At 60.2% G+C, this 25,712-nt stretch carries 26 protein-coding genes and 3 pseudogenes; 15 read left to right on the forward strand and 14 right to left on the reverse strand.

Going from position 1 to position 25,712, the window contains the following annotated elements; translation table 11 throughout:
- Positions 1–85: 85 nt before the first annotated feature.
- Positions 86–523, forward strand: coding sequence for a DUF3995 domain-containing protein (locus ACYZT0_RS07775; protein ID WP_462045321.1), 438 nt, complete (start codon positions 86–88; stop codon positions 521–523).
- On the opposite strand, the gene ACYZT0_RS07780 is transcribed toward ACYZT0_RS07775, so the two are convergent.
- The 7 genes from ACYZT0_RS07780 to ACYZT0_RS07810 all read right to left on the reverse strand — a co-directional run bounded on the left by ACYZT0_RS07780 (position 466) and on the right by ACYZT0_RS07810 (position 7,783).
- Complete coding sequence (locus tag ACYZT0_RS07780; RefSeq protein ID WP_462045322.1) at positions 466–882, reverse strand: Na+/H+ antiporter subunit G; 417 nt, start codon at positions 880–882, stop codon at positions 466–468. The two genes, ACYZT0_RS07775 and ACYZT0_RS07780, sit on opposite strands and share 58 nt — an antisense overlap.
- Entirely contained in the window at positions 879–1,157 is a 279-nt protein-coding gene (locus tag ACYZT0_RS07785; protein WP_008151692.1) for a K+/H+ antiporter subunit F, read from the reverse strand. Before ACYZT0_RS07785 ends, ACYZT0_RS07780 begins: the two co-directional genes overlap by 4 nt.
- Positions 1,154–1,642 (reverse strand): Na+/H+ antiporter subunit E, encoded by a 489-nt coding sequence (locus tag ACYZT0_RS07790; protein WP_462045323.1) that lies wholly within the window; start codon positions 1,640–1,642, stop codon positions 1,154–1,156. The genes ACYZT0_RS07785 and ACYZT0_RS07790 overlap by 4 nt, the downstream gene beginning before the upstream one ends.
- Entirely contained in the window at positions 1,639–3,324 is a 1,686-nt protein-coding gene (locus tag ACYZT0_RS07795; RefSeq protein ID WP_462045324.1) for a monovalent cation/H+ antiporter subunit D, read from the reverse strand. Before ACYZT0_RS07795 ends, ACYZT0_RS07790 begins: the two co-directional genes overlap by 4 nt.
- Positions 3,321–3,665 (reverse strand): Na+/H+ antiporter subunit C, encoded by a 345-nt coding sequence (locus ACYZT0_RS07800; protein ID WP_007986256.1) that lies wholly within the window; start codon positions 3,663–3,665, stop codon positions 3,321–3,323. The genes ACYZT0_RS07795 and ACYZT0_RS07800 overlap by 4 nt, the downstream gene beginning before the upstream one ends.
- On the reverse strand, positions 3,665–6,583 hold the full coding sequence (locus ACYZT0_RS07805) for a monovalent cation/H+ antiporter subunit A (RefSeq protein WP_462045325.1): 2,919 nt from the start codon (positions 6,581–6,583) through the stop codon (positions 3,665–3,667). The genes ACYZT0_RS07800 and ACYZT0_RS07805 overlap by 1 nt, the downstream gene beginning before the upstream one ends.
- Positions 6,584–6,757: 174 nt before the next feature.
- Positions 6,758–7,783 (reverse strand): DMT family transporter, encoded by a 1,026-nt coding sequence (locus ACYZT0_RS07810; protein WP_462045326.1) that lies wholly within the window; start codon positions 7,781–7,783, stop codon positions 6,758–6,760.
- Between ACYZT0_RS07810 and ACYZT0_RS07815 the strand changes: the two genes are divergently transcribed.
- From ACYZT0_RS07815 to ACYZT0_RS07825, 3 genes and pseudogenes are all read left to right on the forward strand, one after another.
- Entirely contained in the window at positions 7,778–8,341 is a 564-nt protein-coding gene (locus ACYZT0_RS07815; RefSeq protein WP_462045327.1) for a helix-turn-helix domain-containing protein, read from the forward strand. The genes ACYZT0_RS07810 and ACYZT0_RS07815 overlap by 6 nt on opposite strands.
- 193 nt (positions 8,342–8,534) lie before the next feature.
- Positions 8,535–9,977 carry an FAD/NAD(P)-binding protein gene (locus ACYZT0_RS07820; protein WP_462045328.1) on the forward strand — a complete coding sequence of 481 codons (1,443 nt, stop codon included), beginning with the start codon at positions 8,535–8,537 and terminating at the stop codon, positions 9,975–9,977.
- An 80-nt stretch (positions 9,978–10,057) separates the two neighbouring features.
- A pseudogene (locus ACYZT0_RS07825) lies at positions 10,058–10,369 on the forward strand (alpha/beta hydrolase); the annotation flags it as partial.
- Positions 10,370–10,517: 148 nt separating this feature from the next.
- Here the strand turns inward: ACYZT0_RS07825 and ACYZT0_RS07830 are convergent.
- On the reverse strand, positions 10,518–10,958 hold the full coding sequence (locus ACYZT0_RS07830) for an NUDIX hydrolase (RefSeq protein WP_462045329.1): 441 nt from the start codon (positions 10,956–10,958) through the stop codon (positions 10,518–10,520).
- A gap of 117 nt (positions 10,959–11,075) precedes the next feature.
- Complete coding sequence (gene ppnN, locus ACYZT0_RS07835; RefSeq protein WP_462045330.1) at positions 11,076–12,449, reverse strand: nucleotide 5'-monophosphate nucleosidase PpnN; 1,374 nt, start codon at positions 12,447–12,449, stop codon at positions 11,076–11,078.
- Between the two features lie 211 nt (positions 12,450–12,660).
- Between ppnN and ACYZT0_RS07840 the strand changes: the two genes are divergently transcribed.
- Positions 12,661–13,188: a DUF3087 domain-containing protein gene (locus ACYZT0_RS07840; RefSeq protein WP_462045331.1), complete on the forward strand. Its 528-nt coding sequence runs from the start codon at positions 12,661–12,663 to the stop codon at positions 13,186–13,188.
- 218 nt (positions 13,189–13,406) lie between these two features.
- A pseudogene (locus ACYZT0_RS07845) lies at positions 13,407–14,984 on the forward strand (sensor domain-containing diguanylate cyclase).
- 81 nt (positions 14,985–15,065) lie between these two features.
- On the opposite strand, the gene ACYZT0_RS07850 reads toward ACYZT0_RS07845, so the two are convergent.
- Positions 15,066–15,440 (reverse strand): DUF2784 domain-containing protein, encoded by a 375-nt coding sequence (locus ACYZT0_RS07850; RefSeq protein WP_462046517.1) that lies wholly within the window; start codon positions 15,438–15,440, stop codon positions 15,066–15,068.
- 60 nt (positions 15,441–15,500) lie between these two features.
- Positions 15,501–16,376 carry a 4-hydroxy-tetrahydrodipicolinate synthase gene (gene dapA, locus ACYZT0_RS07855; RefSeq protein ID WP_462045332.1) on the reverse strand — a complete coding sequence of 292 codons (876 nt, stop codon included), beginning with the start codon at positions 16,374–16,376 and terminating at the stop codon, positions 15,501–15,503.
- 462 nt (positions 16,377–16,838) lie between these two features.
- Here dapA and ACYZT0_RS07860 point away from each other — a divergent pair, with 462 nt between their 5' ends.
- From ACYZT0_RS07860 to ACYZT0_RS07870, 3 genes are read left to right on the forward strand one after another with little or no spacing between them, the layout of a single operon-like run.
- A complete protein-coding gene (locus ACYZT0_RS07860) occupies positions 16,839–17,537 on the forward strand; it encodes an AzlC family ABC transporter permease (protein ID WP_462045333.1) in 699 nt (232 codons plus the stop codon).
- Entirely contained in the window at positions 17,537–17,848 is a 312-nt protein-coding gene (locus ACYZT0_RS07865) for an AzlD domain-containing protein (RefSeq protein WP_192308866.1), read from the forward strand. The genes ACYZT0_RS07860 and ACYZT0_RS07865 overlap by 1 nt, the downstream gene beginning before the upstream one ends.
- A 60-nt stretch (positions 17,849–17,908) precedes the next feature.
- A complete protein-coding gene (locus ACYZT0_RS07870) occupies positions 17,909–18,067 on the forward strand; it encodes a hypothetical protein (protein ID WP_462045334.1) in 159 nt (52 codons plus the stop codon).
- Positions 18,068–18,383: 316 nt separating this feature from the next.
- Here the strand turns inward: ACYZT0_RS07870 and ACYZT0_RS07875 are convergent, their stop codons facing one another.
- Positions 18,384–19,064, reverse strand: coding sequence for an SOS response-associated peptidase (locus ACYZT0_RS07875; protein ID WP_462045335.1), 681 nt, complete (start codon positions 19,062–19,064; stop codon positions 18,384–18,386).
- Between the two features lie 79 nt (positions 19,065–19,143).
- Positions 19,144–19,521: pseudogene (locus tag ACYZT0_RS07880) on the reverse strand (ATP-binding cassette domain-containing protein); the annotation flags it as partial.
- Positions 19,522–19,702: 181 nt separating this feature from the next.
- Between ACYZT0_RS07880 and ACYZT0_RS07885 the strand changes: the two are divergent.
- Positions 19,703–20,602: a polysaccharide deacetylase family protein gene (locus tag ACYZT0_RS07885; RefSeq protein WP_462045336.1), complete on the forward strand. Its 900-nt coding sequence runs from the start codon at positions 19,703–19,705 to the stop codon at positions 20,600–20,602.
- A 118-nt stretch (positions 20,603–20,720) separates the two neighbouring features.
- Entirely contained in the window at positions 20,721–20,963 is a 243-nt protein-coding gene (locus tag ACYZT0_RS07890; protein ID WP_462045337.1) for a DUF1652 domain-containing protein, read from the forward strand.
- Here the strand turns inward: ACYZT0_RS07890 and ACYZT0_RS07895 are convergent.
- Positions 20,960–21,844, reverse strand: a complete 885-nt coding sequence (locus ACYZT0_RS07895) for a LysR family transcriptional regulator (RefSeq protein ID WP_462045338.1) — start codon at positions 21,842–21,844, stop codon at positions 20,960–20,962. The genes ACYZT0_RS07890 and ACYZT0_RS07895 overlap by 4 nt on opposite strands.
- A gap of 126 nt (positions 21,845–21,970) precedes the next feature.
- On the opposite strand from ACYZT0_RS07895, the gene ACYZT0_RS07900 reads away from it, so the two are divergent.
- From ACYZT0_RS07900 to ACYZT0_RS07915, 4 genes are all read left to right on the forward strand, one after another.
- Entirely contained in the window at positions 21,971–23,119 is a 1,149-nt protein-coding gene (locus ACYZT0_RS07900; RefSeq protein ID WP_462045339.1) for a muconate cycloisomerase family protein, read from the forward strand.
- Between the two features lie 10 nt (positions 23,120–23,129).
- On the forward strand, positions 23,130–23,420 hold the full coding sequence (gene catC / locus ACYZT0_RS07905) for a muconolactone Delta-isomerase (protein ID WP_462045340.1): 291 nt from the start codon (positions 23,130–23,132) through the stop codon (positions 23,418–23,420).
- Between the two features lie 51 nt (positions 23,421–23,471).
- A complete protein-coding gene (gene catA, locus ACYZT0_RS07910) occupies positions 23,472–24,401 on the forward strand; it encodes a catechol 1,2-dioxygenase (protein WP_462045341.1) in 930 nt (309 codons plus the stop codon).
- 175 nt (positions 24,402–24,576) lie between these two features.
- The gene (locus ACYZT0_RS07915) at positions 24,577–25,536 is read left to right on the forward strand and encodes an AraC family transcriptional regulator (RefSeq protein WP_462045342.1); all 960 of its coding nucleotides are present in this window, start codon (positions 24,577–24,579) and stop codon (positions 25,534–25,536) included.
- Positions 25,537–25,712: the final 176 nt, after the last annotated feature.

The raw sequence follows: 25,712 nt of genomic DNA on the forward strand, positions 1-25,712 counted from the left end.
TTTATCATTGCCGATGACGAATACCCTTACAAAATCGTTCAAGGAAGTTCATCCTGCTGCGACATTTCACGCTGGAAGTCTGAACATGAGCCTATTGATCGCGCAATGGATGGCTGCCATCTTCCTGTTGATCAGCCTGATCCACCTGTACTGGGCGGCAGGTGGCAAGTTGGGTAGCGAGGCGGCGGTCCCGCGAATATCCACGGAGGGCGGTGGGGAATCCAGGCCGGTCTTCAAACCTTCAGGCTTTGCCACGTTATTGGTGGCGGTCGGGTTGCTGCTGATTGCGATGCTGGTGTGCTTGCGGGTCGGCCTGTATCTGCCGACGGTGCATCACTCGTCGCTGCAATGGGTGATCAGCGCCATTGCGATGCTGATGTTCGCCAGGGCGATCGGCGATTCGAATCTGATTGGGTTCTTCAAACAGGTGAAGGATTCGAAGTTTGCGCGGCTCGACACTTGGGCCTATTCGCCGCTGTGTGTGGTGCTGGGGGCAGGGTTGTTGGCCGTTGCCTGGATCTGAAAAGCATCGTCGGAACGCCGACTACTCACCTCAGCCGGCACATCATTCCCCGCCATGCGCTTGCGAAACAGCGCCGCCCGCGCCAGCAGCAACGTGGTCACCGGCACCGTAATCGACAACAAGATCGGAATCAGCCAGGCATGCAACACTGGCCCGGACTTGAGCGCCGAAAAGTAAACGATCGAGGCCAGTGCCACGCACCAGGCACCCAATGTCGACGCCAGCGCCGGCGGGTGCATGCGCTGGAAGTAATCTTTCATCCGCACCAGGCCAACGGCGCCGATCAGTGCAAACACACTGCTGAGCACCAGCAGGACCGCCACCGGAATTTCCACCCACAAAGACAGTTCAGCGCTCATTCGATCACCTCGCCACGCAGCAGGAATTTCGCCAGGGCAAACGAGCCGACGAAGCCGAACAGCGCAATCAGCAGCGCTGCCTCGAAGTAAGTGTCACTGGCATAACGAATGCCCAGCGCCAGCATCATCAGCATCGCAATGATGTACAGGTAGTCCAGCGCCAGAACACGGTCCTGGGCCGACGGTCCCTTGAACAGCCGGATCAGGGTCAGAATCATTGCCAGCGAAAAGATGAACAGACTCAGCAGGATTGCGTTCGACAGCAATGCGCTCATTCGAAGATCTCCATCAAGGGGCGCTCATAGGTCGCCTTGAAGTGCTGGATGAACAGCGCTTCGTCATCCAGATCGAAGACGTGCAGCAACAAAATGCTACGGTCCAGCGCCAGTTCCGACCATACGGTGCCGGGAACCACCGTGCAGATCATCGACAGCGCTGCCAGGCCGTTGGCGTCACGCAAGTCCAGCGGCACCTTGATGAAGCGCGAACGCGGCGGACGGCGACCGGCGTTGAGCACGCCCCAGGCCACGGCGAGGTTGGACACCACCACATCGCGACCGACCAGAAAGAACAAACGCAGCATCACGTCCGGCCGACGAATGCGGATCGGCAGCGGTCGCAGCTTGCGCATCATCAACGGCGCGCAGAACCCCAGCACCGCGCCCAGCAGCAGATTGCCGGGGCTCATCGACTGGTTCAGCACCAGCCACAACAACCACAGCGCCAACGACAACCACGGGGCCGGAAACAGACGCTTCATGGATTGACCTCCGCTATCGCGGCTTTGGCTTCCGGGCTCGGAATTGCACGGGTACCGAGCACCGCCATCACGTATTGCTGTGGGTTGTTCAAGGCTTGGGCGGCCGCCTGGGTGTAGCGTAACAGCGGTTCGGCCTTGAAGGTCAGCGCAATGCTCAGGCCCAGCAGCGCGATGATTGGCACGCATTCGAAACGTCGCAACAATGGCGACGGCCGCTCCTCGGGTGTCCAGAAGCGCTGGATGCCCAAGCGCGAGAAGGCGATCAACGACGCCAGCCCGGAGAGGATCAACAACGCGAGCAAGCCCCACGCCGCGTTCGAAACCGGCTCATCGCTGCCATTGCCCAGGCCCAACGGATTGAGCAGGGCGCTGAGTAAGCCAAGTTTGCCAATGAATCCTGAAAGCGGCGGCATGCCGATGATCAGCAGCGCGCAGGCAATGAAGCTCAATCCGAGGAACGCCATGGTCCAGGGAATCACTTGGCCGACCACGGCTTTCTGCTCGTCATCGAGGTTGATGCCTTTGGGTGGCTGCAAGGATTCCATCGGTCGCGGGAGTAGATCGCCGTCATCGAACAATGGCATTTCATTGGCCGAACGCGAACGCTCGATCAACTCGGCCAACAGGAACAACGCGCTCAACGCCAGGGTCGAGCTGACCAGATAGAACAATGCCGCGCCGATCAGGTTCGGCTGGGCGAAACCGATGGCCGACAGCAGAATCCCGGCCGACACCAGAATGCTCAGGCTGGCCAGGCGCTCCAGTCGTTGTGCGGCGAGGATCGCCACGGCGGCGCAGACGATGGTCGCCATGCCGCCGTAGATCAGCCAGTCGCCGCCAAAATACGCCGAGGCGCCGGCCTGGCCGGAAAACAGCAGGGTCCACAAGCGCAGCAAGGTGTAGACGCCGACCTTGGTCATGATCGCGAACATCGCCGCCACCGGCGCGCTCGCCGAGGAATACGCCGGCACCAGCCAGAAGTTCAGCGGCCACATCCCGGCCTTGGCCAGGAACGCCACCGCGAGAATTCCCGCGCCGGCATGCAGCAGGCCGCGATCGGCTTCCGGCACCAGCGGAATTTTCAGCGCCAGATCGGCCATGTTCAGGGTGCCGGTGACGCCATAGATCAGCGCCGCGCCGATCAAGAACAGTGACGAGGCCAGCAGGTTGATCGAGATGTAATGCAGCCCCGCCGACACCCGCGAGCGGCCCGACCCATGGAGCATCAGGCCGTAAGAGGCTGCCAGCAGCACTTCAAAAAACACAAACAGGTTGAACAGGTCCGCCGTCAGGAACGCGCCGTATAGACCCATCATCTGGATCTGGAACAGCGCGTGGAAACTCGAACCGGCGCCGTCCCAACGGGCCATGGCGAACAGCAGGGCACTGACGCCGATGATCCCGGTCAGCACCAGCATCAGCGCCGACAGACGATCGACCACCAGCACGATACCGAACGGCACCTGCCAGTTGCCCGGCAGGTACACGCCGATGGAGCCGGGGACGCCAGTCTCCTGAGTCCATTGCAGCAACAGCACGGCAATGCCCAGCCCCAGCAGGCTGGAGAGCAGGTTGATCTTGGCCTTTAACGGCCGGTGTTTCTCGCCCTGCATCAGCATCACGGCGGCGGTCAGCAGCGGCAGCAGAATCGGTGCAGCGATCAGGTGCGGCATCAGATTCATTCTTTAGGCTCCCGGCCGTCCACATGGTCGGTACCGGTCAGGCCCCGGGAGGCCAGCAGCACCACCAGAAACAGCGCGGTCATGGCGAAGCTGATGACGATCGCGGTCAGCACCAGCGCTTGCGGCAACGGATCGGTGTAGTGCAACAGGTCCTGCGGCACGCCGTCCTTGATGATCGGCTCCTTGCCGATAAACAAGCTGCCCATGCTGAAGATGAACAGGTTGACGCCGTAGGACAGCAGGCACAGGCCCATTACCACCTGAAACGTCCGTGGCCGCAGGATCAGCCAGACCCCGGACGCCGCCAACACGCCGATGGCGATTGCGATGACTTCTTCCATCAGACGGCTCCTTGCGTGGCGACGGATCTAGGCAGGGCAGCGGTCTTGTGACCGCGTACCGATTGGTGAGCGAGAGCGGTGAGGATCAACAGAGTCGAACCGACCACCACGGCGTACACGCCGATGTCGAAGAACAGCGCACTGGCGATGTGAATATCGCCCAACACCGGCAGATCCAGATGCCAGGTATGGGTGGTCAGGAACGGATAACCAACCGCCATCGCCCCAAGCCCGGTGACCGTAGCGAACAACAATCCAGTGCCCATCCAGCGCAGTGGCCGCAGGCTCATTTGCGCCTCGATCCACTGGGTGCCGGCGACCATGTATTGCAGGATGAACGCCACCGACATCACCAACCCTGCGACAAAGCCGCCGCCCGGTTGATTGTGGCCGCGCATGAACAGGTAGACCGATACCACAAACGCAATCGGCAACAGCAGGCGCACCAGCACCGCCGGCACCATCATGAAACCGAGCGCGGTGTCGCTGGCCTGCCGCGGGTTGACCAGGTCGGTGACCACGTCGGGTGCCAGCAGACGTTGCTGGGCGGGCAATTGCAGGCTTTCTTTCGGAGGTCGGAAGCGTCGCAGCAGGGCGAATACGGTCAGGGCCACGGCCACCAGCACGGTAATTTCACCGAGGGTGTCGAAGCCGCGGAAGTCCACCAGCATCACGTTGACCACGTTGCTGCCGCCACCTTCGGGCAGGGCACGACTGAGGTAGAACGAAGAAATGTGGTTCGGTGTCTGGCGCGTCAGCATCGCGTAGGCCAGCAACGCCATGCCGCCGCCGACCACGGTCGACAACAACAAGTCGCGGATACGACGGATGCGTGCCTTGCGCAGGGTGCTCGGCAGCGGTGACACCTCTTCGATCCGGCGCGGTAACCAGCGCAGACCGAGGAGGATCAGCACCGTGGTCACCACTTCGACCGCCAGTTGCGTCAGTGCAAGATCGGGCGCCGAGAACCAGACGAAGGTCACGCACGTCATCAGGCCGCAGACGCTGACCATGGTCAGGGCCGCGAGCCGGTGATACTTGGCCTGCCAAGCCGCGCCGAGGGCACAGGCAATCGCCAGCAGCCAGAGGGTCACGAACACGATCGAGCCGGGAATCTTCGGCCGGTCGCCCCAGCTCAGGCTGTTGTGGAGCATCGGGATCAACCCGGCCAGCACCGCTGCCAGTACCACCAGGAACAATTGGGTTTGCAGGCGCTTGGTGCTGATCCGCCGCTCGAGACGACGGGCCAGGCGCATCATGATTACCAGGCAGCGTTCGAACAGGCGCTTGCCGTTGAACCGGCCAATGATCGGTGGGTACTTGAAGCGCCCACGCTTGAGCTGATTACGTAGCAGCAGATAAAGCACGATGCCGCAGGACATGGCGATCAGGCTCATGATCATCGGTGCGTTCCAGCCGTGCCAGATCGCCAGGCTGTATTCAGGCAAGGTCCCGCCCACCACCGGCAGGGCAGCAGCGGCCAGCAACGGACCGACCACCTGCGCCGGGAAAATCCCCACGACCAGGCAGGTGAACACCAGCAGTTCCACCGGCGCACGCATCCAGCGTGGCGGTTCGTGCGGGGTGTGCGGCAGGTCGGTGGCGGTCGGGCCGAAGAACACGTCGACGGTAAAGCGCAGCGAGTAGGCGACGCTGAAAGTCCCGGCGATGGTCGCGACGATGGGCAGGGTCATCTCGACCCAGGCCGTTGCATTGATGAACACCGTTTCGGCGAAGAACATCTCTTTCGACAGGAAGCCGTTGAGCAACGGCACACCGGCCATCGAGGCGCTGGCGACCATGGCCAGGGTGGCGGTGAACGGGATCAGCTTGATCAGGCCGCTGAGCTTGCGAATGTCCCGGGTGCCGCTTTCGTGGTCGATGATCCCGGCGGCCATGAACAGCGAGGCCTTGAACGTCGCATGGTTGAGAATGTGGAACACCGCGGCCACGGCGGCCAGCGGACTGTTCAGGCCCAGCAGCAGGGTGATCAAGCCCAGGTGGCTGATGGTCGAGTAGGCCAGCAGACCCTTGAGGTCGTTCTGGAACATCGCGCAGTACGCGCCCAGCAACAGGGTGCAGGCGCCGGCGCCGCTGACGATGTAGAACCATTCTTCACTGCCGGACAGCGACGGCCACAGTCGTGCGAGTAGAAACACTCCGGCCTTGACCATGGTCGCCGAGTGCAGATAGGCCGAAACCGGTGTCGGCGCCGCCATCGCGTGGGGCAGCCAGAAGTGGAAGGGGAATTGTGCGCTTTTGCTCAAGGCGCCGATCAGAATCAGGGGGAGCAGAATAGGGTAGAGGGCGTGCGCGCGAATCAGATCGCCGGCGGCCAGGACCTTGTCCAGATCATAGCTGCCGACCACATGACCGAGCAGCATGACCCCCGCCAGCAGACACAAACCGCCTGCGCCGGTGACCATCAGCGCCATATAAGCACCGCGTCGCGCATCAGCGCGGTGGTGCCAGTAGCCGATGAGCAGGAACGAGAAGAGGCTGGTCAGCTCCCAGAAAAACACGATCTGGATCAGGTTGCCGGAGATCACCAGCCCGAGCATGGCGCCCATGAACGCCAGGAAAAACGCGAAGAACCGCGGTACGGGATCGTCCGGTGACATGTAATAGCGGGCGTACAACGAAACCAGCGTGCCGATGCCCAGCACCAGCATCGAGAACAGCCAGGCGAACCCGTCCATGCGCAGGACGAAGTTCAAGCCCAGGCTGGGCAACCAGAAAAATTCTTCGCGGATCACCCCGCCATGGGCGATTTGCGGGTACAAGAGAGCGACCTGAACGGTGCCAATCAAGGCAACCAGACCCGCCAGCAGAGATTCGGTGTTACGCGCGTTGTGCGGCAGCAAGGCTGCCAGACAGCTGCCGATAAAAGGCAGAAGCAGTAGAACTATCAGGGACATAGGCTTCTAATCTGCGGAAGTTTGTGAAGCATCATACGTGCCAGTTCCCGGATCGCCAAACGCCAAGCTGTCGCAGAATCCTACAAGGTAGACGGAAAAAACCTGTTTTTCATTGTTTCAGAGAGTGCGATTTCGCCTGTCCCGGCCCCATCGCGGGCAACGTAGACATGGGGCTTATCGCTGGGTTTCTTGTTCCAACTCTTCCTCAGGAACAGCAACCTTACCCTTGGTCTTCAACTCACTGACGATCACCGCCGCCACAATCAACCCCGCGCCGACCAGCGCAATCGCCGGCAACCGCTCCCCGGCGATCCGTCCGACAATCCCGGCCCACACCGGTTCACCGGCATAGATCAACGTCGCCCGAGTCGGCGAAACGCTCTTTTGCGCCCAGTTCATCGCCACTTGAATCGCCGCACTGGCCGTGCCCAACCCCAATGCGCTGCACAACAACAGCCACGAGAAGTCGGGAATCCTTTCCTGAGTCGGCACCACCATCAAAAACGCCAGCACCGAAGTGACCGCCAATTGCACCACCGTCACCCGTCGCACATCGACTTGGCCGGCATAGGTGCTGATCAGAATGATCTCCGCCGCAATCGCCACGGCGCTGATCAACGTGGCGATTTCACCGGGGCTGAAATTCAACGAAGCACCGGCCGGTCCCGACAGCAGCATCAACCCGGTAAACGCCAACATGATCCCGATGCTTGGCATCAACCCCGGACGACGCCCCAGCACCAGCCATTGCAGCAACGGCACGAAGGGCACGTACAACGCGGTAATAAACGCCGACTGACTGCTGGCAATGCTCTGTAACCCGACGGTCTGCAAACCATAACCGAGCATGATCGCCACACCGATAAAGGCCCCGGCCTTCAATTCGAACAACGTCAGTTCACGCAGGTGACGCCAGGAGAACAGCGCAACAATGATCGCCGCCGCGGCAAAACGCAGACCGACGAAAAACATCGGCCCGCTGACGGTCATTGCGTGCTGCACTAGCAAGAAGGTGCCGCCCCAGACCATGGTGATCAGCACCAGCACGCACTCGGCCTTGCTGAATCGCGAGAAACGGGGGGAAGTGTGAGGGGAGTTCACCGACGTCATGACCTTGCGCGCTACCTGAGGGGGACGCACAATGCGCCGAATGTTGCGCAGTATACTGCCCAACCCCACCAAGTGAGCAATATAGTGCACAAAGATTCAGCTCAGCGGGCTTCGGTCCTCCAGCACGTCAGTCAGAACGTTCGACGCTTGCGCCACGCCGCCGACATGAGCCAGGCCGCGCTGGCCGAAAAGTCCGGAGTCAGCCGCCGGATGCTGGTGGCCATCGAGGCCGGCGAGAAGAACGTCAGCCTGACCACCCTCGACCGTGTGGCCGAAGCGCTGGACGTGGCGTTCAGCGACCTGATCCAGGCCCCGGATGCCCGCGACCCGAGCCGCATTAACGAACTGGCCTGGGCCGGGACGATTCCGGGCAGCAAAGCCGTTTTACTGTCCAAAGCCACCGCCACCCGTGAGGTGGAACAATGGGAATGGTGCCTGCAGCCGGGGGAAATTTACCCGTCGCAACCGGACGCCGAGGGCTGGAGTGAACAAATCTACGTCTTTGAAGGCCGCCTGACGTTGATGCTGGGCGACACGCCGCAGGACATTGGCGCCGGCGAGTTCTACATGTTTGCGAGCAGTCAGCCGCATTGCTATCGCAACGATGGGCCGGTGGCGGCGCGGTTTGTGCGAAACGTGGTGATCTAACTGTTTGCCGATCAATACTGGATAGACACTTTGCTGTTTTGAAGCTGCGAGACTTTCTCGGGTAATCCTTTAACCTATTGAAAGTAAAGTGATTTCACAGGGTTTGTCTGGAGCTTCCTGATTGGCTTGCAAAACATTAATGTGGGCGATCTGCACACCTTCTATTAGGTAAACATTGATCAGTGAGAACGGCATGAGTGAACTCCAAAGCGGCCAAGCGACCCACGCCATCCGCCACGCCGACATCCTGATCGTCGGCGGCGGCCTCAGCGGCGCAATGCTGGCGGCGCAGTTGCTACGCCTGCCGGGCAAGCGCCTAGTGCTGGTGATCGAACCCCGCGCCGAACTGGGACGGGGTGAGGCGTACAGCGCGGTCGAGTTGGGTCATACGCTCAACGGCAATGCGGCGCGGATGAGCGTCGACCCGGATAACGCCGACGACCTGACCCAATGGCTGACCGAGTACATCGCGGCCGGCGGCTGGCCGGAGTCTGACGAGCAACAGGTGCCGGTCAGTGAATTGTTCCCGCCCCGGGGGATTTTCGGTCTGTACGTGCAACAGCGCCTGTCTGAAGCGCAAGCGGTGGGCGCCGTGAACGGGTCAACGGTCGAGCATGTCCAGGCCGAGGTGGTTGACCTGCAAACCCGGGACGATTCGGTGCTGCTGACGTTGAGTGACGGGCAACGCTTGCAGGGCGTTTATGCGGTGTTGGCGACGGGGATGTTCCCCGCTGCGCGCACGCCACAGACCGAGTCCAGCGGCTTGAACGCCGCTGCGCTCGACCCTTGGGATGTCGCCGCCATGCAACAACTTGATCCGCAGTCGACTGTGCTGATCATCGGTTCGGGCCTGACCATGGTCGATGCCGTAGTGTCGTTGGAACAGGCCGGGCATCGCGGGCCGATTGAAGTGTTTTCCCGTCATGGCTTGCTGCCTCACGTGCGTCGACAGCCACCAGCCTGGGCAGATTTTCTCGCCGAGGATGAGAGCATTCGTACGCCGCGTCAGCTGGTGCGCGAACTGCGTCGGCATTGCCGAGACGCCATCGCTCAAGGCATCGACTGGCAAGCGCCACTCGACACCGTGCGGGTGCATATCGGCCGTTTGTGGAATCAGGCGACGGACGTGCAGCGTCGGCAATTCGTGCGGCATGTGCGGCCTTGGTGGGAAAGTCACCATCACCGCTCGCCGCCGTTGAGTGCAGAGTTGGTGGAACGCTTGCACAAGGAAGGGCGGTTGCGGATTCAGGCCGCGTCGTTCAAAGGGCTGGAGCCTTCAGTGGACGGAGCAGTGAGCATTCGCATTCGGCGTCGTGGTGAATCAGAAACCACCGTTGTCAGCGGCGCGGCACTGATCAATTCCAGCGGCATCGAATATGACTGGCGACGGGTCGCCCGACCGTTGCCACAGCAACTGCTGGCGCGCGGACTTGTCCGGCCGGGGCCGTTAGCGCTGGGGATTGCAGCGGCGGTGGATGGCGCGGTGTTGGGCGCCGATGAACACGTCGCCAGTCGCCTGTTTGCCATGGGTCCACCGCTACGTGGCATGTGGTGGGAAAGCACGGCGGTGACCGATGTGGCGAGTCAGGCCAAGGCGTTGGCGGCTCGGCTGGCAACACCGCTGTTTTGGCGGTGATGGTTGTTTGGGGTTGGTGTACATATCCGTTTCTGCGGTAACGGCGGCTGGCGGATTCGCTCTTACAGCGAGTCCTTTCCCATGTGGCAATCACGATTTTCAACTATCGCTGGCGGTTGGGCATGGTTCAGGGCGAACCTCAATACGAAGCGCTGGAGCAACGGCTGGCGAAGGCCCCGGTTATTACGGTGCCGACCATCACGATGGAAGGTGACGCCAACGGGGCGCCGCACCCGGCGGCCGAGGATTATGCCAAGCGCTTCACCGGCAAATACAAGTACCGCCTCATCATCGGCGGCATCGGCCACAACTTGCCGCAGGAAGATCCGCAGTGCTTTGCCAAGGCAGTAATCGACGCGGATCACCTCTGTGCATTAGTGCCGCGAGCTTGAGGCATGATCGTTCCCACGCTCTGCGTGGGAATGCAGCCCTGGACGCTCCGCGTCCCTTCAAAGCCGAACGCGGAGCGTCCGTTGAGCATTCCCACGCGGGAGCGTGGGAACGATCTTTATTAGAATTTTGTTATTCATCTGGCACTGGTCAGGCCTGCTCCATCATTTGGATCAGGTTTTCTGGCCAGACTGTTTCAGCGGTTTCTTTCAACTCGGCGATTGACCACCATTTGTGTTCAGTCATCACCCGGGCTTCATCGGCAGTCCAGCCATCACGCGTCAGCCGTTCTTCATCGGTGCAGACGACGAAGTAGCGTTCCACGGAAAGGACGGTTTCGCCGCTGGGCAACATCATCGAAAAGCTGCGCTCTGCCACGCTAGTGCCCACCGTGTTGGTGTGCAGTCCGGTTTCTTCATGCAGTTCGCGTATGGCGGCGGCTTCAAAGGTTTCACCTTCCTCAAGGCCTCCACCCGGGGTGGCCCAATAGTCGCGTCCGTCCAAGGCATCTCCCTTGTGCTGGAAGCGAAACAGCAGGACCTGACGGGCCGGATTGACCACGAGGAGTCGTGCGGCATTACGTTGGCGCATCAAGAATTCTCTTTCCATAGAAGGCAGCTAGCCGAAGCGTCTGCTTCGGCTCGCAAGGTTACAGTTCACGTTGCTGATCGTTCCCACGCGGGAGCGTGGGAACGATCTTTAGCCGAGCTACGCAACCACCTGATAACACGGCACATACGCCGCGCCACCGGGCAGTTTCATCCGGTGCTGGGCGACGAAGGCTTTGAGCAGTTGATCCAGCGGTTGCATGACGGCTGCATCGCCACGGATCTGGTAAGGCCCGTGCTCTTCGATCAGGCGGATGCCCTTGTCCTTGACGTTGCCGGCGACGATGCCGGAGAACGCACGGCGCAGGTTGGCGGCCAGTTCATGGGCCGGCAGGTTGCGGCTCAGTTTCAGGTTGGCCATGTTTTCGTGGGTCGGATCGAACGGGCGCTGGAAGCCTTCGTCGATCTTCAGCAGCCAGTTGAAATGGAACGCGTCGTTGCGCTCGCGGCGGAACTGTTTGACCGCTTTGAGGCCTTGAGTCATTTGACGCGCGACTTCAGCCGGGTCGTCGATGATGATCTCGTAATGTTGTTTTGCGGTTTCACCCAGCGTGGCGCCGACAAACGCGTCCAGTTGCTCCAGATACGGCGCGGCATGTTTCGGTCCGGTAAGGACCACGGGGAAGGGCACGCCTGCATTGTCCGGGTGCATCAGGATGCCGAGCAGGTACAGGAACTCTTCGGCCGTGCCGGCGCCGCCCGGGAAAATGATGATGCCGTGGCCGACGCGGACGAAGGCTTCCAGACGTTTTTCGATGTCCGGCAGGATCACCAGTTCGTTGACGATCGGGTTTGGCGCTTCGGCGGCGATGATGCCTGGCTCGGTCAAGCCGAGGTAGCGGCCGCCGTGGATACGCTGCTTGGCGTGGGCGATGGTCGCGCCTTTCATCGGGCCTTTCATCACGCCAGGACCGCAGCCGGTGCAGATGTCGAGGCTGCGCAGGCCCAGTTCGTGGCCGACTTTCTTGGTGTATTTGTATTCTTCGGTGTTGATCGAGTGGCCGCCCCAGCACACCACGATCTTCGGCTCGACGCCGGGGCGCAGGGTACGGGCGTTGCGCAGCAGGTGAAACACGTAGTCGCTGATGCCCTGGGAGGTGCTCAGGTCGATGCGTTGGGCGTCGAGTTCGTTTTCGGTGTAGACGATGTCGCGCAGGGCGCTGAAGAGCATTTCGCGGGTGCTGGCGATCATTTCGCCATCGACGAAGGCGTCGGCCGGGGCGTTCAGCAGTTCGAGGCGTACGCCGCGGTCCTGCTGGTGAATGCGGATTTCGAAGTCCTTGTAGGCTTCGAGGATGGTTTTAGCGTTATCAACATGGGCGCCGGTATTGAGGATGGCCAGGGCGCACTGGCGGAATAAGGTGTAGGTGCTGCCGGATCCGGCTTCGCTCAGTTGCTGTACTTCACGTTGAGAGAGGGTTTCCAGGCTGCCTTTAGGGCTGACCGAGGCGTTGATTACTTGTCGTTGGGTCATTCAATGATCCTTAAAACGATGCCATTCATACAGGCAACTGGCATCCGAATGGTATGTATCCATGAAAGAAGATGGCACGAACTGCGTTGTATCGCCATTTCCCCGTTTGACGATGAAAAGATGAAAAGGAACCTCAGCATAGCTAAATCCCCTGCAGAGGCGATAATGCCCCGCAGTCTTTTTACCCATGCCCTCAAGGAAACCTGTTGCGATGTTCGAAATACAGCCGCAGAACCCCGAACGCTATCGAAGCCAGACGCGACGCAGCACAGTGATCATAGCCCTGATTTTCCTGGCCCTGGCGATGGTGCTCTCCACCGTGGCGGTGGCGCTGTTCGGTGAGCCCGACGGCGACAATCTGCGATTTAACGTCGGTGGCGTGTTTGTGGCGGTACTGCTGATGGCAGCGCTGATGCGTGGTACGTTCTGGCGCCAGCAATGGATGGCCCCGGCGGTTTACGGCTGGCGGCTCAAGCGCAGTTTGATGAGCATTACCAACGTCATGCATCAGGTGACGGCGGCGGTGGAGAAGGAGGATCCGAGCGCCATGAAGCTGCTGCGTTTCTATCATCTGGGGTTGAGCCAGATGCACGAGTTGGACGGCAACTCCAGTGATCACAGCCAATTGACCCGCGAGATGGATCAGCACAAGGCACGGATGGAAGCGCTGGGCATCGAGACTGATCAAACGCAATTGAATCCGGCCTGGATCGAGGCCGTGAAGCAGGCGCCTCGGTAGGACCTCTGGTGTGGGCAGAAACCGTTCCGTTGGGTCTAATGCCAATCAGCTAAGTCATTTCAGCTGCTACGGATCGCGGTTAAACTGACTGGCATTACGCACCCTATCGGGTGTTTGATGATGCATAGTCGCCTTGCACCAGGCGGCTCATACCCGCCAGGGGTCATAAAAAGGGCGAACGGGAAGTTTCGCCATGGGGTCAGAATTCAAGGAGCGTCATGGGTCATCCGTCCGTTAAAGATCGAATTGAACAAGCCCGCCACGGCATTCCCTTGGTAGCCGAGCAGGTCGGGGTAACGCTCAAGGTTCGCTCTGCGGTGTTTCTGCTGGTCGCGGTGTGCCTGTCCATGACGGCTATCGTGATGTGGGAAGCCTGGAACTCGCGCCAGTACCATCTGCATGACAAGGAAGTGGCGATGTCCAACCTTGCGCAGACTCTTGCCTCGCAAGCGCAGGCATTGATCAAGCAAGCCGATACGCTGCTGTTTACCCTGGTGGATCGCCTCGAAAACGACGGTATCGACCAGGCCCGGCTGCCCGGGCTGGAGCGATTGCTCAGGGCCCAGCGCAGCGAGTTGGGCCAGCTCCATGGCTTGTTCGTGTATGACGAAAAAGGTCGCTGGGTTGCCAATTCCAATGGTGCCGTCGTGCCCGATGCGAACAATGCCGACCGCGAATATTTCATCTTCCATCGTGATCATCCCGATCGTGGGCCTCACATTGGCCCGTCGATCAAGAGCCGTTCGAGCGGTGAATGGGTCATGACGGTTTCCCGTCGGATCAATCATCCGGATGGCAGCTTTGCCGGCGTGGCGCTGGCAAGCCTCTATCTCAGCCACTTCCTTGCGCTCTACAACAGCATCGACATGGGCGGTAACGGCGTGATCAACCTGATCGCCGATGACGCCACCATCGTCGTTCGCCGGCCGTTCAAAGAAGCTGAAATCGGCACCAGCGTCGCCAAGGGGCCGCTGTTTACGCAACTGTTGCCCAAGGGCGATTCGGGCACGGCAACGGTCCCTTCCTATGTGGATGGCGTCGAGCGCGTGGTCGGATTTCGCAGGGTCGCCGGTTATCCGCTGATCATCTTTGCAGCGTTGAATAAAGAAGAAGTCCTGGCAGCCTGGCGTAAGGAGGTACTGCTGAGTGCCGGGATCGTCACGTTATTCCTGGGGTTTCTAGGCGTACTTGGTTATCGCCTCATTCGCCTCATGACGCAGCAGAATCACGTGCAGAGTGTATTGCTGGATGCGCAGGAAAAACTGATTGAGGTCAACCGCAGTCTTGAGTTGCTAGCCCTGGAGGATGCCCTGACCGGTCTTTCCAACCGGCGTCAGTTCGATCATTTCATCCTTGCTGAAATGGGCCGCGCCAGACGCAACCAGACCCACCTCGCGCTGCTGATGATCGATGTCGATCACTTCAAGAGCTTTAATGATCTTTACGGCCATGTGGCCGGCGATGAGTGTTTGCGCAACATCAGCACGATCATCAGGGACAACCTCATGCGCCCCGGCGACCTGGCTGCGCGCTATGGCGGCGAAGAGTTTGCGGTAGTTCTGCCCGGGACCGACTATGTGGGGGCGTTTATGGTGGCGGAAAAAATCCGTCGCGCGGTTCAGCAGGCGGGCATCGAGCACAGTGCAGGTGCTGAAGGCACGGTGACGGTCAGCCTGGGCGTCGCCGCTTACGATCCGGCGTCCTAGGCCCAGCCCGATGACTTGGTGGGGGCCGCCGACAAGGCGCTTTATGTGGCCAAGGCCAGCGGCCGGAACATGAGCGTCATTGCCAACTGAATTCAAACAAACCGGTCACTTGGGAATCCTTGAACGAAAAAGATCAAAAGATCGTCCGAACGCGGCCCGAGCCTGCGGCAGCTACGCGCCCGTTGGGCGCCGCCACAGCCTGATCAACCGAAGGTAGACCAGCACGTTGATTGCCAGCACCACGCTGCCCAGTCCCAGCTGAATCGCCGGCGTCAGGCCCGCCGGGTAAATGACCGGCCACACGTAATGTTCGATGAAGCCACCGCCATACCCGGTTTGCCCGGCCGCGTGACGCATCAGGTTTTCCCACTCGGTCAGCGGGCAGGTCAGGTGGAAGACTTCCACCGACACGCCCCACGCAGCCGCGGGCAGGTGCCACCCGATCAGGGGGCGCCATTTGAGCACCAGCAGCCCGCCGAACAGCACAAACAGAATAAACAACAGATGAAACAGCACCAGCCCGTCGGCGGCGATTCGGTACAGCATGTCGACTCCCTGACGCATTATGCGAATCGCTCCATGGTACTCGGGCTGGTCGCTGACGCTCTATCGATTGTTGCTGTTCAACGCTGTGAGCACTTCCTTCAGACGCACCAGCAATGTTTCACTGCTGCGTTGCATCGGCGCCCGCAGTTCGTCGTCGATCAAGCCTTCGAGGGCCAGGGCGGTTTTCACCGGGGCGGGATTGGGTTCGATGAACAGGCTGTGAATCAGCGGCAGCAGTTGGAAGAATGTCGCTCGGCCGGTTGCTAACTGGTTGTCGCGGATCTGTTGGTACAACGCCACGAACAGCTCGGGATGAACATGCGCCGAAGCGGCAATCGCGCCTTTGGCGCCCAGGCACAAGGCGCTGAAGATCTGGTTATCTTCACCGCACAGCACATCGACCTTGCCACTGGCGAGCAGTGCCAGGGTGTTGGCCTGATTGCCGCCGCAATCCTTGATCGCGACAATCCGCTCATGGGCGACGATGTTGAGCAGCGTTGCCTGCTCGAACGCCACGCCGGTGCGGTAAGGAATGTCGTAAAGAATGAGTGGAACGCTGGAGGCATCGGCGACGGTTTTGAAAAACGCTTCGAGGCCCGCTTGGGAAGGGCGGATGTAATACGGCGGCGGTACCAGTAAACCGGCCAGTGGACGTTTCAGGATTTCGCTCTGTAACTGCAGCAGCTCGGTCATATTGTTGCCGGCCAGGCCCATGACCACCCGTTCCGCCGGCACCTGCGCCAGCACCGCATCGAGCACCGCCAGTTGCTCGTGTTTACTCAATGCCGCCGCTTCCGCCGTGGTGCCGCAGACCACAACGCCATCGACGCCTTTTTCCAGCAAATGACTGACCAGCCGGCGCAAGCCGACGAAATCGATCGCACCGTTGCGAAACGGCGTAACGAGGGGAACCCAAATACCTTGAAACGATGACATGCACTTACTCCTGAAGGTTGACCGATTTCGTCACCGTCAGAAGCGTAGAAGGCAGTAAGCAAGGGGAGGGTGTCCGTCGCGCTCAATGTCCTGTCAGCTCATCTGACGGGACAGCGCGCCCCGGTCACATGAGCGACTGTTTCTTCGATTTGAGGGCGTGCGCAGCGCAACCTTGCGCCTTGGCATTCAAGCCAATGACGACAGTGTTGAGGTTGAAGGTTGCGGACATACTTGCTTACACCCTGAATGAGGTGCTCAGTTTTAAAAGCCGGCGCGGTTTTTGTCAATTGCGAAAATCAGCGAGCTCAGCACGCATCCTGCCGTTGTGCTTGGCCCTGCGGGCATTTGTGCGCTACCAGCCGCCGAGGAAAGGAACAAGTTCGCAGCCGTGCGCAAGATTGTTCAAGCCATCGGCCGCGACTGCTGGCACAGTCTGAGGTCTTTCCCTGGTTGTAGAGCGTTATGTCCAATTCACTCATGCCGCGCAGTGCCTTTCTTCGCGGCGCTGCGGCGATCATGCCGTTGTCCCTGGCAACCGCGCCTTGGGGACTGTTGGCCGGCTCCATGGCCATCGAGGCCAATCTCACTCCCCTGCAAAGCCAGGGTTTGTCGAGCATCGTGTTTGCCGGGGCGGCGCAACTGGTGGCTATTGGCATGCTCAAGGGCGGTGCCGGGATCTTTTCGATTCTGCTGACCACGTTGTTGCTGACCTCCCAGCATTTGCTTTACGGCATGAGTATGCGTTCGGTGATTTCGCCGTTGCCGGGTCGCTGGCGTGTGGGGTTGGGGTTTTTGCTCACCGACGAGCTGTTCGCCCTGACCAGTCAGCATGACAAACAGCAATTCAACCGTTGGTACGCCCTTGGCGTGGGCCTGACGTTTTACATCGCCTGGAACCTCTTCACCCTGGCCGGCATCGTGCTGGGCAGCAGCATTCCTGGGCTCGAACATCTGGGGCTGGACTTCTCCATCGCGGCGACTTTTATCGCCTTGATCACCCCGGTAGTGCGAAACGTGCCGACCGTGGTGTGCGTGGCGGTGTCGCTGTTCTGTTCGGTGCTGTTCAGCTACTGGCAGTGGGGCTCGGCGCTGGTGCTGTCGGGGTTGGCGGGCATGACCGCAGGCTTTATCTGCAACAAATTCTACGGTGGACGCACATGATGGTCTGGGCGGTTATTGTCGGTATGGGGATATTGGTTTTCCTGAACCGCTATGTGTTTCTGGAGCCTCGGCTGCCCGTGCGCTTGAGCAGTAATGCGCGGCAGTTCCTGGGTTTTGCGGTACCGGGCATGCTGACCGCGATCTGCGGGCCGATCGTGTTCATGCCGGACAAGCAGCTGAATCTACAGTGGGACAACCCGTATCTGATCAGTTCGCTGGTGGCGGTGGGGCTGGTGCTGTACACCCGCAATACCTTGCTCAGCATGTTGTTGAGCATGGGGTTTTTCTTTTTGCTGCGCTGGTGGCTCTAAATCGTTCCCGTCGAAACTGTTCTACGCTTAAAGGAAATCCCTTCAGGATGAGAGGTGAGCATGGCAACTGATCCAAAACGTCCGAACCCGGATGAAGAGGTGGATGAACCCACGGAAGAGGAGCTCAAGCGGCAGCGGCGTTCGACGCCGGACTGGAAGCACCCCGACGACGGTAAAGAGCTGTCAGATCGCGACCAGGAGCGTCCGCTGAAGCCTTGACCGATTTGAGTGCCGCCCAACCCCAAGTAACCAAGGGCTTTTGCCCCGCCATTCGGTGCCTCGCCCAAGCTCGGCATGCCCTCACTCCGGCCTCTTGGAAAGGGGCAACAGATCAAAATCAAAAGCCAAAGCAACAGCAAGATCAACAGCTTCGCGAGCAAGCCCGCTCCCACAGGAGGGAGAGTGCGCACTCGCGGCGAGCCCACGGAGCAGGGCCGGAGCGAGGGCATACCGAGCCTTAGCGAGGCACCGAACGAAAGGGGCAAGAACCCTTTGGTTCCAAAGTGACCCGCCGTAAGGGTCCGTATTGATACGTTCAGGGTGTTTCGTCAATCAGTGCCGCGTTTTGATTTCTTGAATTGCCAACCGCTTTGTCCACCTTGTACCACTCGAAAACCTCGCTGACTTCACTCTGCAACAGCGCCATGTGTTCAGCGCGTTCTTTGGGGGTGGCCGGGTCAAGCCATTCCCGCGCCAGTTGCGCAGACAACACCACGGGGCGCCGGTCATGAATGTCGAGCATGCCGCCCATACTGTCGGCGGTGATGATCACAAAACCGTCGTCGGCCCGCGGCTCACCCTCCGCGCCGGGAAACTGTCCGATTGCCGCGCATAAAATCGGCGCCCGGTCCCGTCGGCGGATAAGCCATGGTTGCCTCGTCGAATCCCCGGCGTCGACCCATTCGAACCAGTTGTCGATCGGCATAATCGCGCGGTGCGGCCAGATCCCCCGGAAGAACGCACCGTGGGCGACTTTTTCGACCCGCGCATTGATCGGTGCCGCACGATCCTTCGCCCAGTGTGGCCGCCATCCCCAGCGCTGGAATTCGGCGTGCAGGCCGTTGCTCTCCAGATGCAGGAGGGCAAGTTGCGTGGTGGGCGCCGCGTTGTAGCGGGCCAGCGGTTCATCACCGACGTGGTTGATCAGCGCGTCGGGGATGCTCAGCGCCGCGACAAAATCGTGAATGCCACGGTACTGCGACAGGCGTCCGCACATAGGCTGATCCTGTGATTGAAGAGCCCTGATTGAAACGCTCTGATTGAAGAGCGCTGGCTGGAGATTTCAGCTTAGTTGCTCAGATCAAATGGGCGCGCTGCAACTCGGTCAACGACAAGGCCTTGAGGCGCGCCAGCAGCGGGTCCCGCCGGTCCCGGGGATGGACCAGTTGCACCGCCAGCTCCTGACGAATGCTGCTGGGGCGATTGTCCATCACCAGCACCCGATCGCTGAGGTACAGCGCTTCATCCACGTCGTGGGTCACCAACAGCAGGGCGATGGCGTGGCGTTCGGCCAGTTGCAGCAGCAGGTCCTGCAATTTCATGCGCGTGAAGTCGTCCACCGCGCTGAAGGGTTCGTCGAGCAACAGCACTTGCGGTCGCGAGTAGCGGCCGCGAGCGATTGCCATCCGCTGCGCCATGCCGCCGGACAGCGCTTTGGGCAGGGCTTGAGCAAACCACCGAGGCCGACGCCTTCGATCGACAGCAAGCGCGAAGCCATTGCCGCACGGGAACCAAACACTGTGTACCCTTATCCAACCTCGGCCCGCAGCGACAGGTGGGCCGACGAAGGATAAATGGGCGGAGAATTTTTGCCCTTTGACGTGTTGACCATAACGGTCTGGCCCAAGGCAAAACATGAAACAGCTGTTCAAGGTTCTAGCTGCACTCGTCATCGCCACAGGGCTGGTCGGGTGCATTGCTTCTCCCATCGAAATGACACCGCGGACCGAGCAGCGTCTGAGTGCGCAACCACCGATCCGTTTTCTGCTGACCTTTGACGACGGTCCCAGCGCATCGAGTTTCTGGAACCCGACGATGACGGTGCTCGACAGTCTGGCCACTAACCCGGTGCAGCCGAACCTCAAAGCGGTATTTTTCGTGCAGACCCGCGCCTCACGAGCCGGCGGCAGTGAAATAGGTCGCCAGGTCATGCACCGCGAACAAGCTGAAGGTCAGATCCTGGGCTTTCACACGTCCACGCCCGGGCACTCCAATCATCGCTCCCTGGACCCGCAAGCACTGGAGCAGTCCCTCACCAATGGCAGCGCCGACATCGCCGCGATCACCGGCGCGCCGCCGACGCTGGTGCGCCCGCCATTCTGGAGCTACGACAAACGCACCTTCGCGGCCTATCAGCAACATGGCATGCAGGTGCTGCTGACCGATCTGAGTGCCAATGACGGCAAGATCTGGGGTTTCAACGCCAGCCCCCGGCGGCGAGCCCATATGCTGCGCACCATGTCCGAAGTGCGCGAGCGCATCGCCCTTGGCGAGTTACCGGTGGTGGATGGGGTGATTCCGGTGGTGGTGACCTTTCACGACCTCAATCGCTACACCGCCCGGCACACGCGGGAGTACCTGCAAATCCTCCTCGACAGTGCGAGCGCCACCGGTCTGAAAACAGCTCAGAGACCTTTTTATGACGACACGGCAGCGCTGCAACGCGCGGCCATGGCGCGCACCGTCCGCGACGGTTCAGAGGCGGTTAAATTGCCGGGGATCTGGAACTGGATCTGGGATCGGGATTCTCACTGAGAGAACTCCGAAGTGAGAAACAGTTAACACCTATTTTGAGCATTGGCGGCGCAGGATGGGAAATGTGCATCTATGCTGAGCAAGTTGGATCCGATTAACTGCCACGGAGGCGCCAGTCATGGTTTCAGTTCCTGAGCTTTGCCGCATTGTTGAGTCCGGTTTTCAACCGCTGTCCTGTGCTTGCACGGTGAATCTCGACGCAACGTTACGGATTAAGGTCTACGAACCCGCCACCGGGCGAATTGATCTGTTGATTACCGGTGTATCACCCGAACGGCTGACCAGCGTTCGCGATATCTCCAATCTGATTGGCGAGTTGCGCATCGAGATGCGTGCCGGGCGCCGGGCGTTTGCCGGCTAGTCCCGCGGCAGCAGCTCATCAATCATCTGCAAGCAATGATTCAACCCCGGGGAAACGTCGCCCATGCGCCGGCTGAGAATAATCGGCGAGGTGGCGTTGTCCTCCAGCAGCGGCGTGAAACCAATGTCGTCGCGGTGCAGCAATTGCACCGATGCCGGCACCAGGGTCACCCCGATTCCTGCCCCCACCAGGCCGATGGCTGTTTGCAGTTCGTTGGTCCATTGCGCCACATGGATGCTCACGCCGTAGGATTCGAACAACGCGATGACATGGTCGGCGTAGCTGGGGCGCGGGTTGCCGGGGTATAGCACAAAAGGTTCTTTCGCCAGGTCGCGAAGGCTGATTGGGCCAGCCAGTAATGGGTGGCCAGCGGGCAGGGCGGCGACCAGCCGATCTTCGGTCAACACCGTCTGGATGATGGCCGGGTCGTCGATGCGGATTCGACCGAAACCGATATCGATACGCCCGGCCTTGAGCGCCTGAACTTGCTGCAGCGTGGTCATTTCCGAGAGCCCCAGTTCAAGTTCCAGGGGCTCGCCGCTGCGCAAACGGCGAATCAGTTCCGGCAAAACGCCGTAGAGCGTCGACGGTGCAAAGCCGATGCCCAGCCAGGTCTTTTCACCCAGACCGATCCGTCGCGTGTTGTCGCACACCTTGCTCAGTTGCTCGAGCAGCGCGGTGGAGTGTTCATGGAAAAACCGACCGGCGTCGGTCAGCTTCAGCGGCCGCCCGCGTTCCAGCAACAACACCCCGAGTTCATCCTCCAGTTGCTGCATCTGCCGGCTCAGGGGCGGTTGGGCAATGTGCAGGAGCTCGGCGGCACGGGTGAAATTGAGGGTTTGAGCCAACACCTGAAAATAACGCAGGTGACGCAGTTCCATGGAACCTCCAGACACAAGTCGGTTGCATACCTTAAAGGTATCAAGTCAGACCAATTCTATATTGGCTTCCCGAAAAAAGCCGTACGAGAATCGGTTCCAGAACTCAAGAACCTCACGGGTATCGACATGCTTGCAACAGCCATTGAATCGATCGAGACGATCATCGTCGATCTGCCGACCATCCGCCCGCACAAGCTGGCGATGCACACCATGCAGAACCAGACGCTGGTGATCATTCGTGTGCGCTGTGCCGATGGCATCGAGGGCATTGGTGAGTCCACTACTATCGGTGGATTGGCTTATGGCAACGAAAGCCCTGACAGCATCAAGACCAACATCGACAGGCACTTCGCACCGCTGCTGCTGGGCCAGGACAGCGCCAACGTGAATGCCGCGATGTTGCGCCTGGAGCGCAGCATCCGTGGCAACACCTTTGCTAAATCAGGTATCGAAACCGCCTTGCTCGACGTTCAGGGTAAACGCCTTGGGCTGCCGGTCAGCGAGCTGCTGGGCGGCCGCGTTCGCGATGCCTTGCCGGTGGCGTGGACCCTGGCCAGTGGCGACACCGACAAGGACATCGCCGAAGCGGAAAAAATGCTCGACCTGCGCCGCCATCGGATCTTCAAATTGAAAATCGGTGCGGGTGAGGTCAACCGCGACCTGGCCCACGTTATTGCAATCAAGAAAGCCCTGGGCGATCACGCCAGCGTGCGGGTCGATGTCAATCAAGCCTGGGATGAAGCGGTTGCGCTGCGCGCCTGCCGGATTTTGGGCACGAATGGCATCGACTTGATCGAACAGCCGATCTCGCGCAACAACCGCGCCGGCATGGTACGCCTGAACGCGATGAGCCCGGCGCCGATCATGGCCGATGAATCCATCGAATGCGTGGAAGATGCGTTCAACCTGGCGCGGGAGGGCGCGGCGTCGGTGTTCGCGCTGAAAATCGCCAAGAACGGCGGCCCGCGCGCCGTGCTGCGAACCGCTGCCATCGCCGAAGCCGCTGGTATCGGCCTGTATGGCGGCACCATGCTTGAAGGTGGTATCGGCACCCTGGCCTCGGCCCATGCCTTTATCACGCTGAATAAACTGGCGTGGGATACCGAGCTGTTCGGCCCGTTGCTGCTGACTGAAGACATTCTCAGCGAGCCGTTGGTCTATCGCGATTTTGAGCTGCATGTTCCGAAAACACCGGGCCTGGGTTTTAGCCTGGATGAAGAGCGCCTGGCGTTTTTCCGTCGCGACAAGACATCCACTGTCATTCATCAAGTCTGAGGAGTGCTTCATGCTATTCCACGTAAAAATGACCGTGAATTTTCCGGTCGACATGAATTCGGAAACAGCCACCCAGCTGAAGACTGACGAGAAAGCCCTGGCCCAGCGCCTGCAAGAGCAGGGCAAGTGGCGTCACCTGTGGCGTATCGCCGGGCACTATGCCAATTACAGCGTTTTCGACGTCGAGAGCGTTCAGGAACTGCACGACCTGCTCATGCAATTGCCGCTGTTTCCGTACATGGCGATCGAGGTCGACGCGATGTGCCGGCATCCTTCTTCCATTCACGAGGATGACCGCTGAACCCCGCCTGTTCAGTTCGCTACGCTAATAATTACAAGATGAGGAACCCCCATGAACGTCAAGATTTCCCATACTGCCAGTGCCCAGAAATTTCTCGAAGAGGCCAGCGGCCTGCACAACGAGGCTGGCGACCCGCGGGTCAAGGCCCTGGTTTATCGCATCCTGCGTGATTCGGTGAACATCATCGAAGACCTGGCCGTGACCTCGGAAGAGTTCTGGAAAGCCGTCAACTACCTCAACGTGCTGGGTGCGCGTCAAGAGGCTGGATTGGTGGTGGCCGGGCTCGGTCTGGAACATTACCTCGACCTGCTGATGGACGCCGAAGACGAGCAGGCCGGCAAGGCTGGCGGCACACCGCGGACCATCGAAGGCCCGCTGTATGTGGCGGGCGCGCCACTGTCGGAGGGCGAGGCGCGACTGGATGACGGTGTCGATCCGGGTGTGGTGCTGTTCATGCAGGGCCAGGTCAAGAACACCGCCGGCGAACCGTTGGTCGGCGCGGTGGTGGATGTCTGGCACGCCAATACGGGCGGCACTTACTCCTACTTCGATACCACCCAGTCGGAATTCAACCTGCGTCGTCGTATCGTCACCGATGCCGAAGGCCGTTATCGCTTGCGCAGCATCGTACCGTCGGGCTATGGCTGCCCGCCGGACGGTCCGACCCAGCAATTGCTGGATCAACTGGGCCGTCATGGTCAACGGCCGGCGCATGTTCACTTCTTTATTTCCGCGCCAGATCATCGTCACCTGACCACTCAGATCAACCTCGAAGGCGATCAATACCTGCACGACGATTTCGCTTATGCCACACGGGATGAGCTGATCGCGAAAATCACGTTCAGCGACGATCCAGCGCGTGCGGCGGCCCATGGTGTGAGCGGTCGTTTTGCCGAAATCGACTTCGATTTCACCTTGCAGAACTCCGCGCAACCCGACGAGCAGCGGCGCCACGAACGGGTCCGCGCGCTCGAGGACTGATATCCTCGAACAGCGGGACCGGGCCACGAGAAACCGAGCGTTTATCTCGTGGCCCTGTGGGAGCGAGCTTGCTCGCGAAGAGGGCGGAACATCCAACACTCCGTTTACTGACACCCTGTTGATTACACTGCCTTGAAAGCCCCGACGCACCGATAACAACAATGAGAGTGACCCGATGATGCAAGCGCAACTGTTGAGTCAGCGCAGCACCGTATTCGACCACGCCGATCCTTACGCGGTGTCGGGCTACGTCAATCAGCATGTCGGTAACCATTGCATTCTGATGCCCCGGGCCGGGCGACCGCTGGCCAGCCTCAATCACCGTAAATTTGCCAGCCTCGACCTGTGCCGCATCAGCTATGGCGGCAGCGTACGGGTCACCTCCGGTGCTCTGGAAAGCATCTATCACCTGCAAGTCTTGCTGCGCGGCAACTGCCTGTGGCGCGGCCACGGCCAGGAACACTACTTCGCCCCCGGTGAATTGCTGCTGATCAATCCCGACGATCCGGTAGACCTGACCTACTCCGACGATTGCGAAAAATTCATCCTCAAAGTCCCCACCCCGTTGCTGGAGTCCGTGTGCGATGAGCAGCGTTGGCGGTATCCGGGGCAGGGCGTGCGGTTTCTGGAGAACCGTTATCAGCTTGATGAGCTGGAAGGCTTTGTCGGTCTGTTGGCGATGATTTGCCAGGAAGCCGAGGCCACCGAGCAGATTCCCAAGGTGCAGGAGCACTACGCACAGATCATCGTCAGCAAGATGCTCAGCCTGATGAAGACCAATGTCAGCCGAATCAGTCTCGGCTCACAGACGGCTACGTTCGAGGTGATTGCCGACTACATCGCGCGCAATCTCAAGCAAGACATCGACAGCGAAGAGCTGGCACGTCAGGCGCGAATGAGCCTGCGCTCGTTGTATGGATTGTTTGAACGTAACGTCGGCACCACGCCGAAAAGCTACATCCGGCAAAAACGCCTTGAGCGTATCTACGCCTGCCTGAGCGACCCGACCTGCAACGTGCGCAACGTCACGGAAGTCGCCATGGATTACGGCTTCCTGCACCTGGGCCGGTTCTCCGACAGCTACCGCAAACAGTTTGGCGAATTACCGTCCGACACCCTCAAACGCCGGCACTGAAACACCAAAAAGCACCTGTAGCAGCTGCCGAGCCCGCGAGGTGTGGTGAGGGGATTTATCCCCGTTGGGCTGCGAAGCGGCCCCTGTTTTTCCAGCCACACCGCGTCCAATGGATTACGACGGCTTCGCCGCCGAACGGGGATAAATCCCCTCACCTCACCTCATCACACCTCACG

It is taken from the genome of Pseudomonas sp. ZS1P83 (assembly GCF_054897825.1).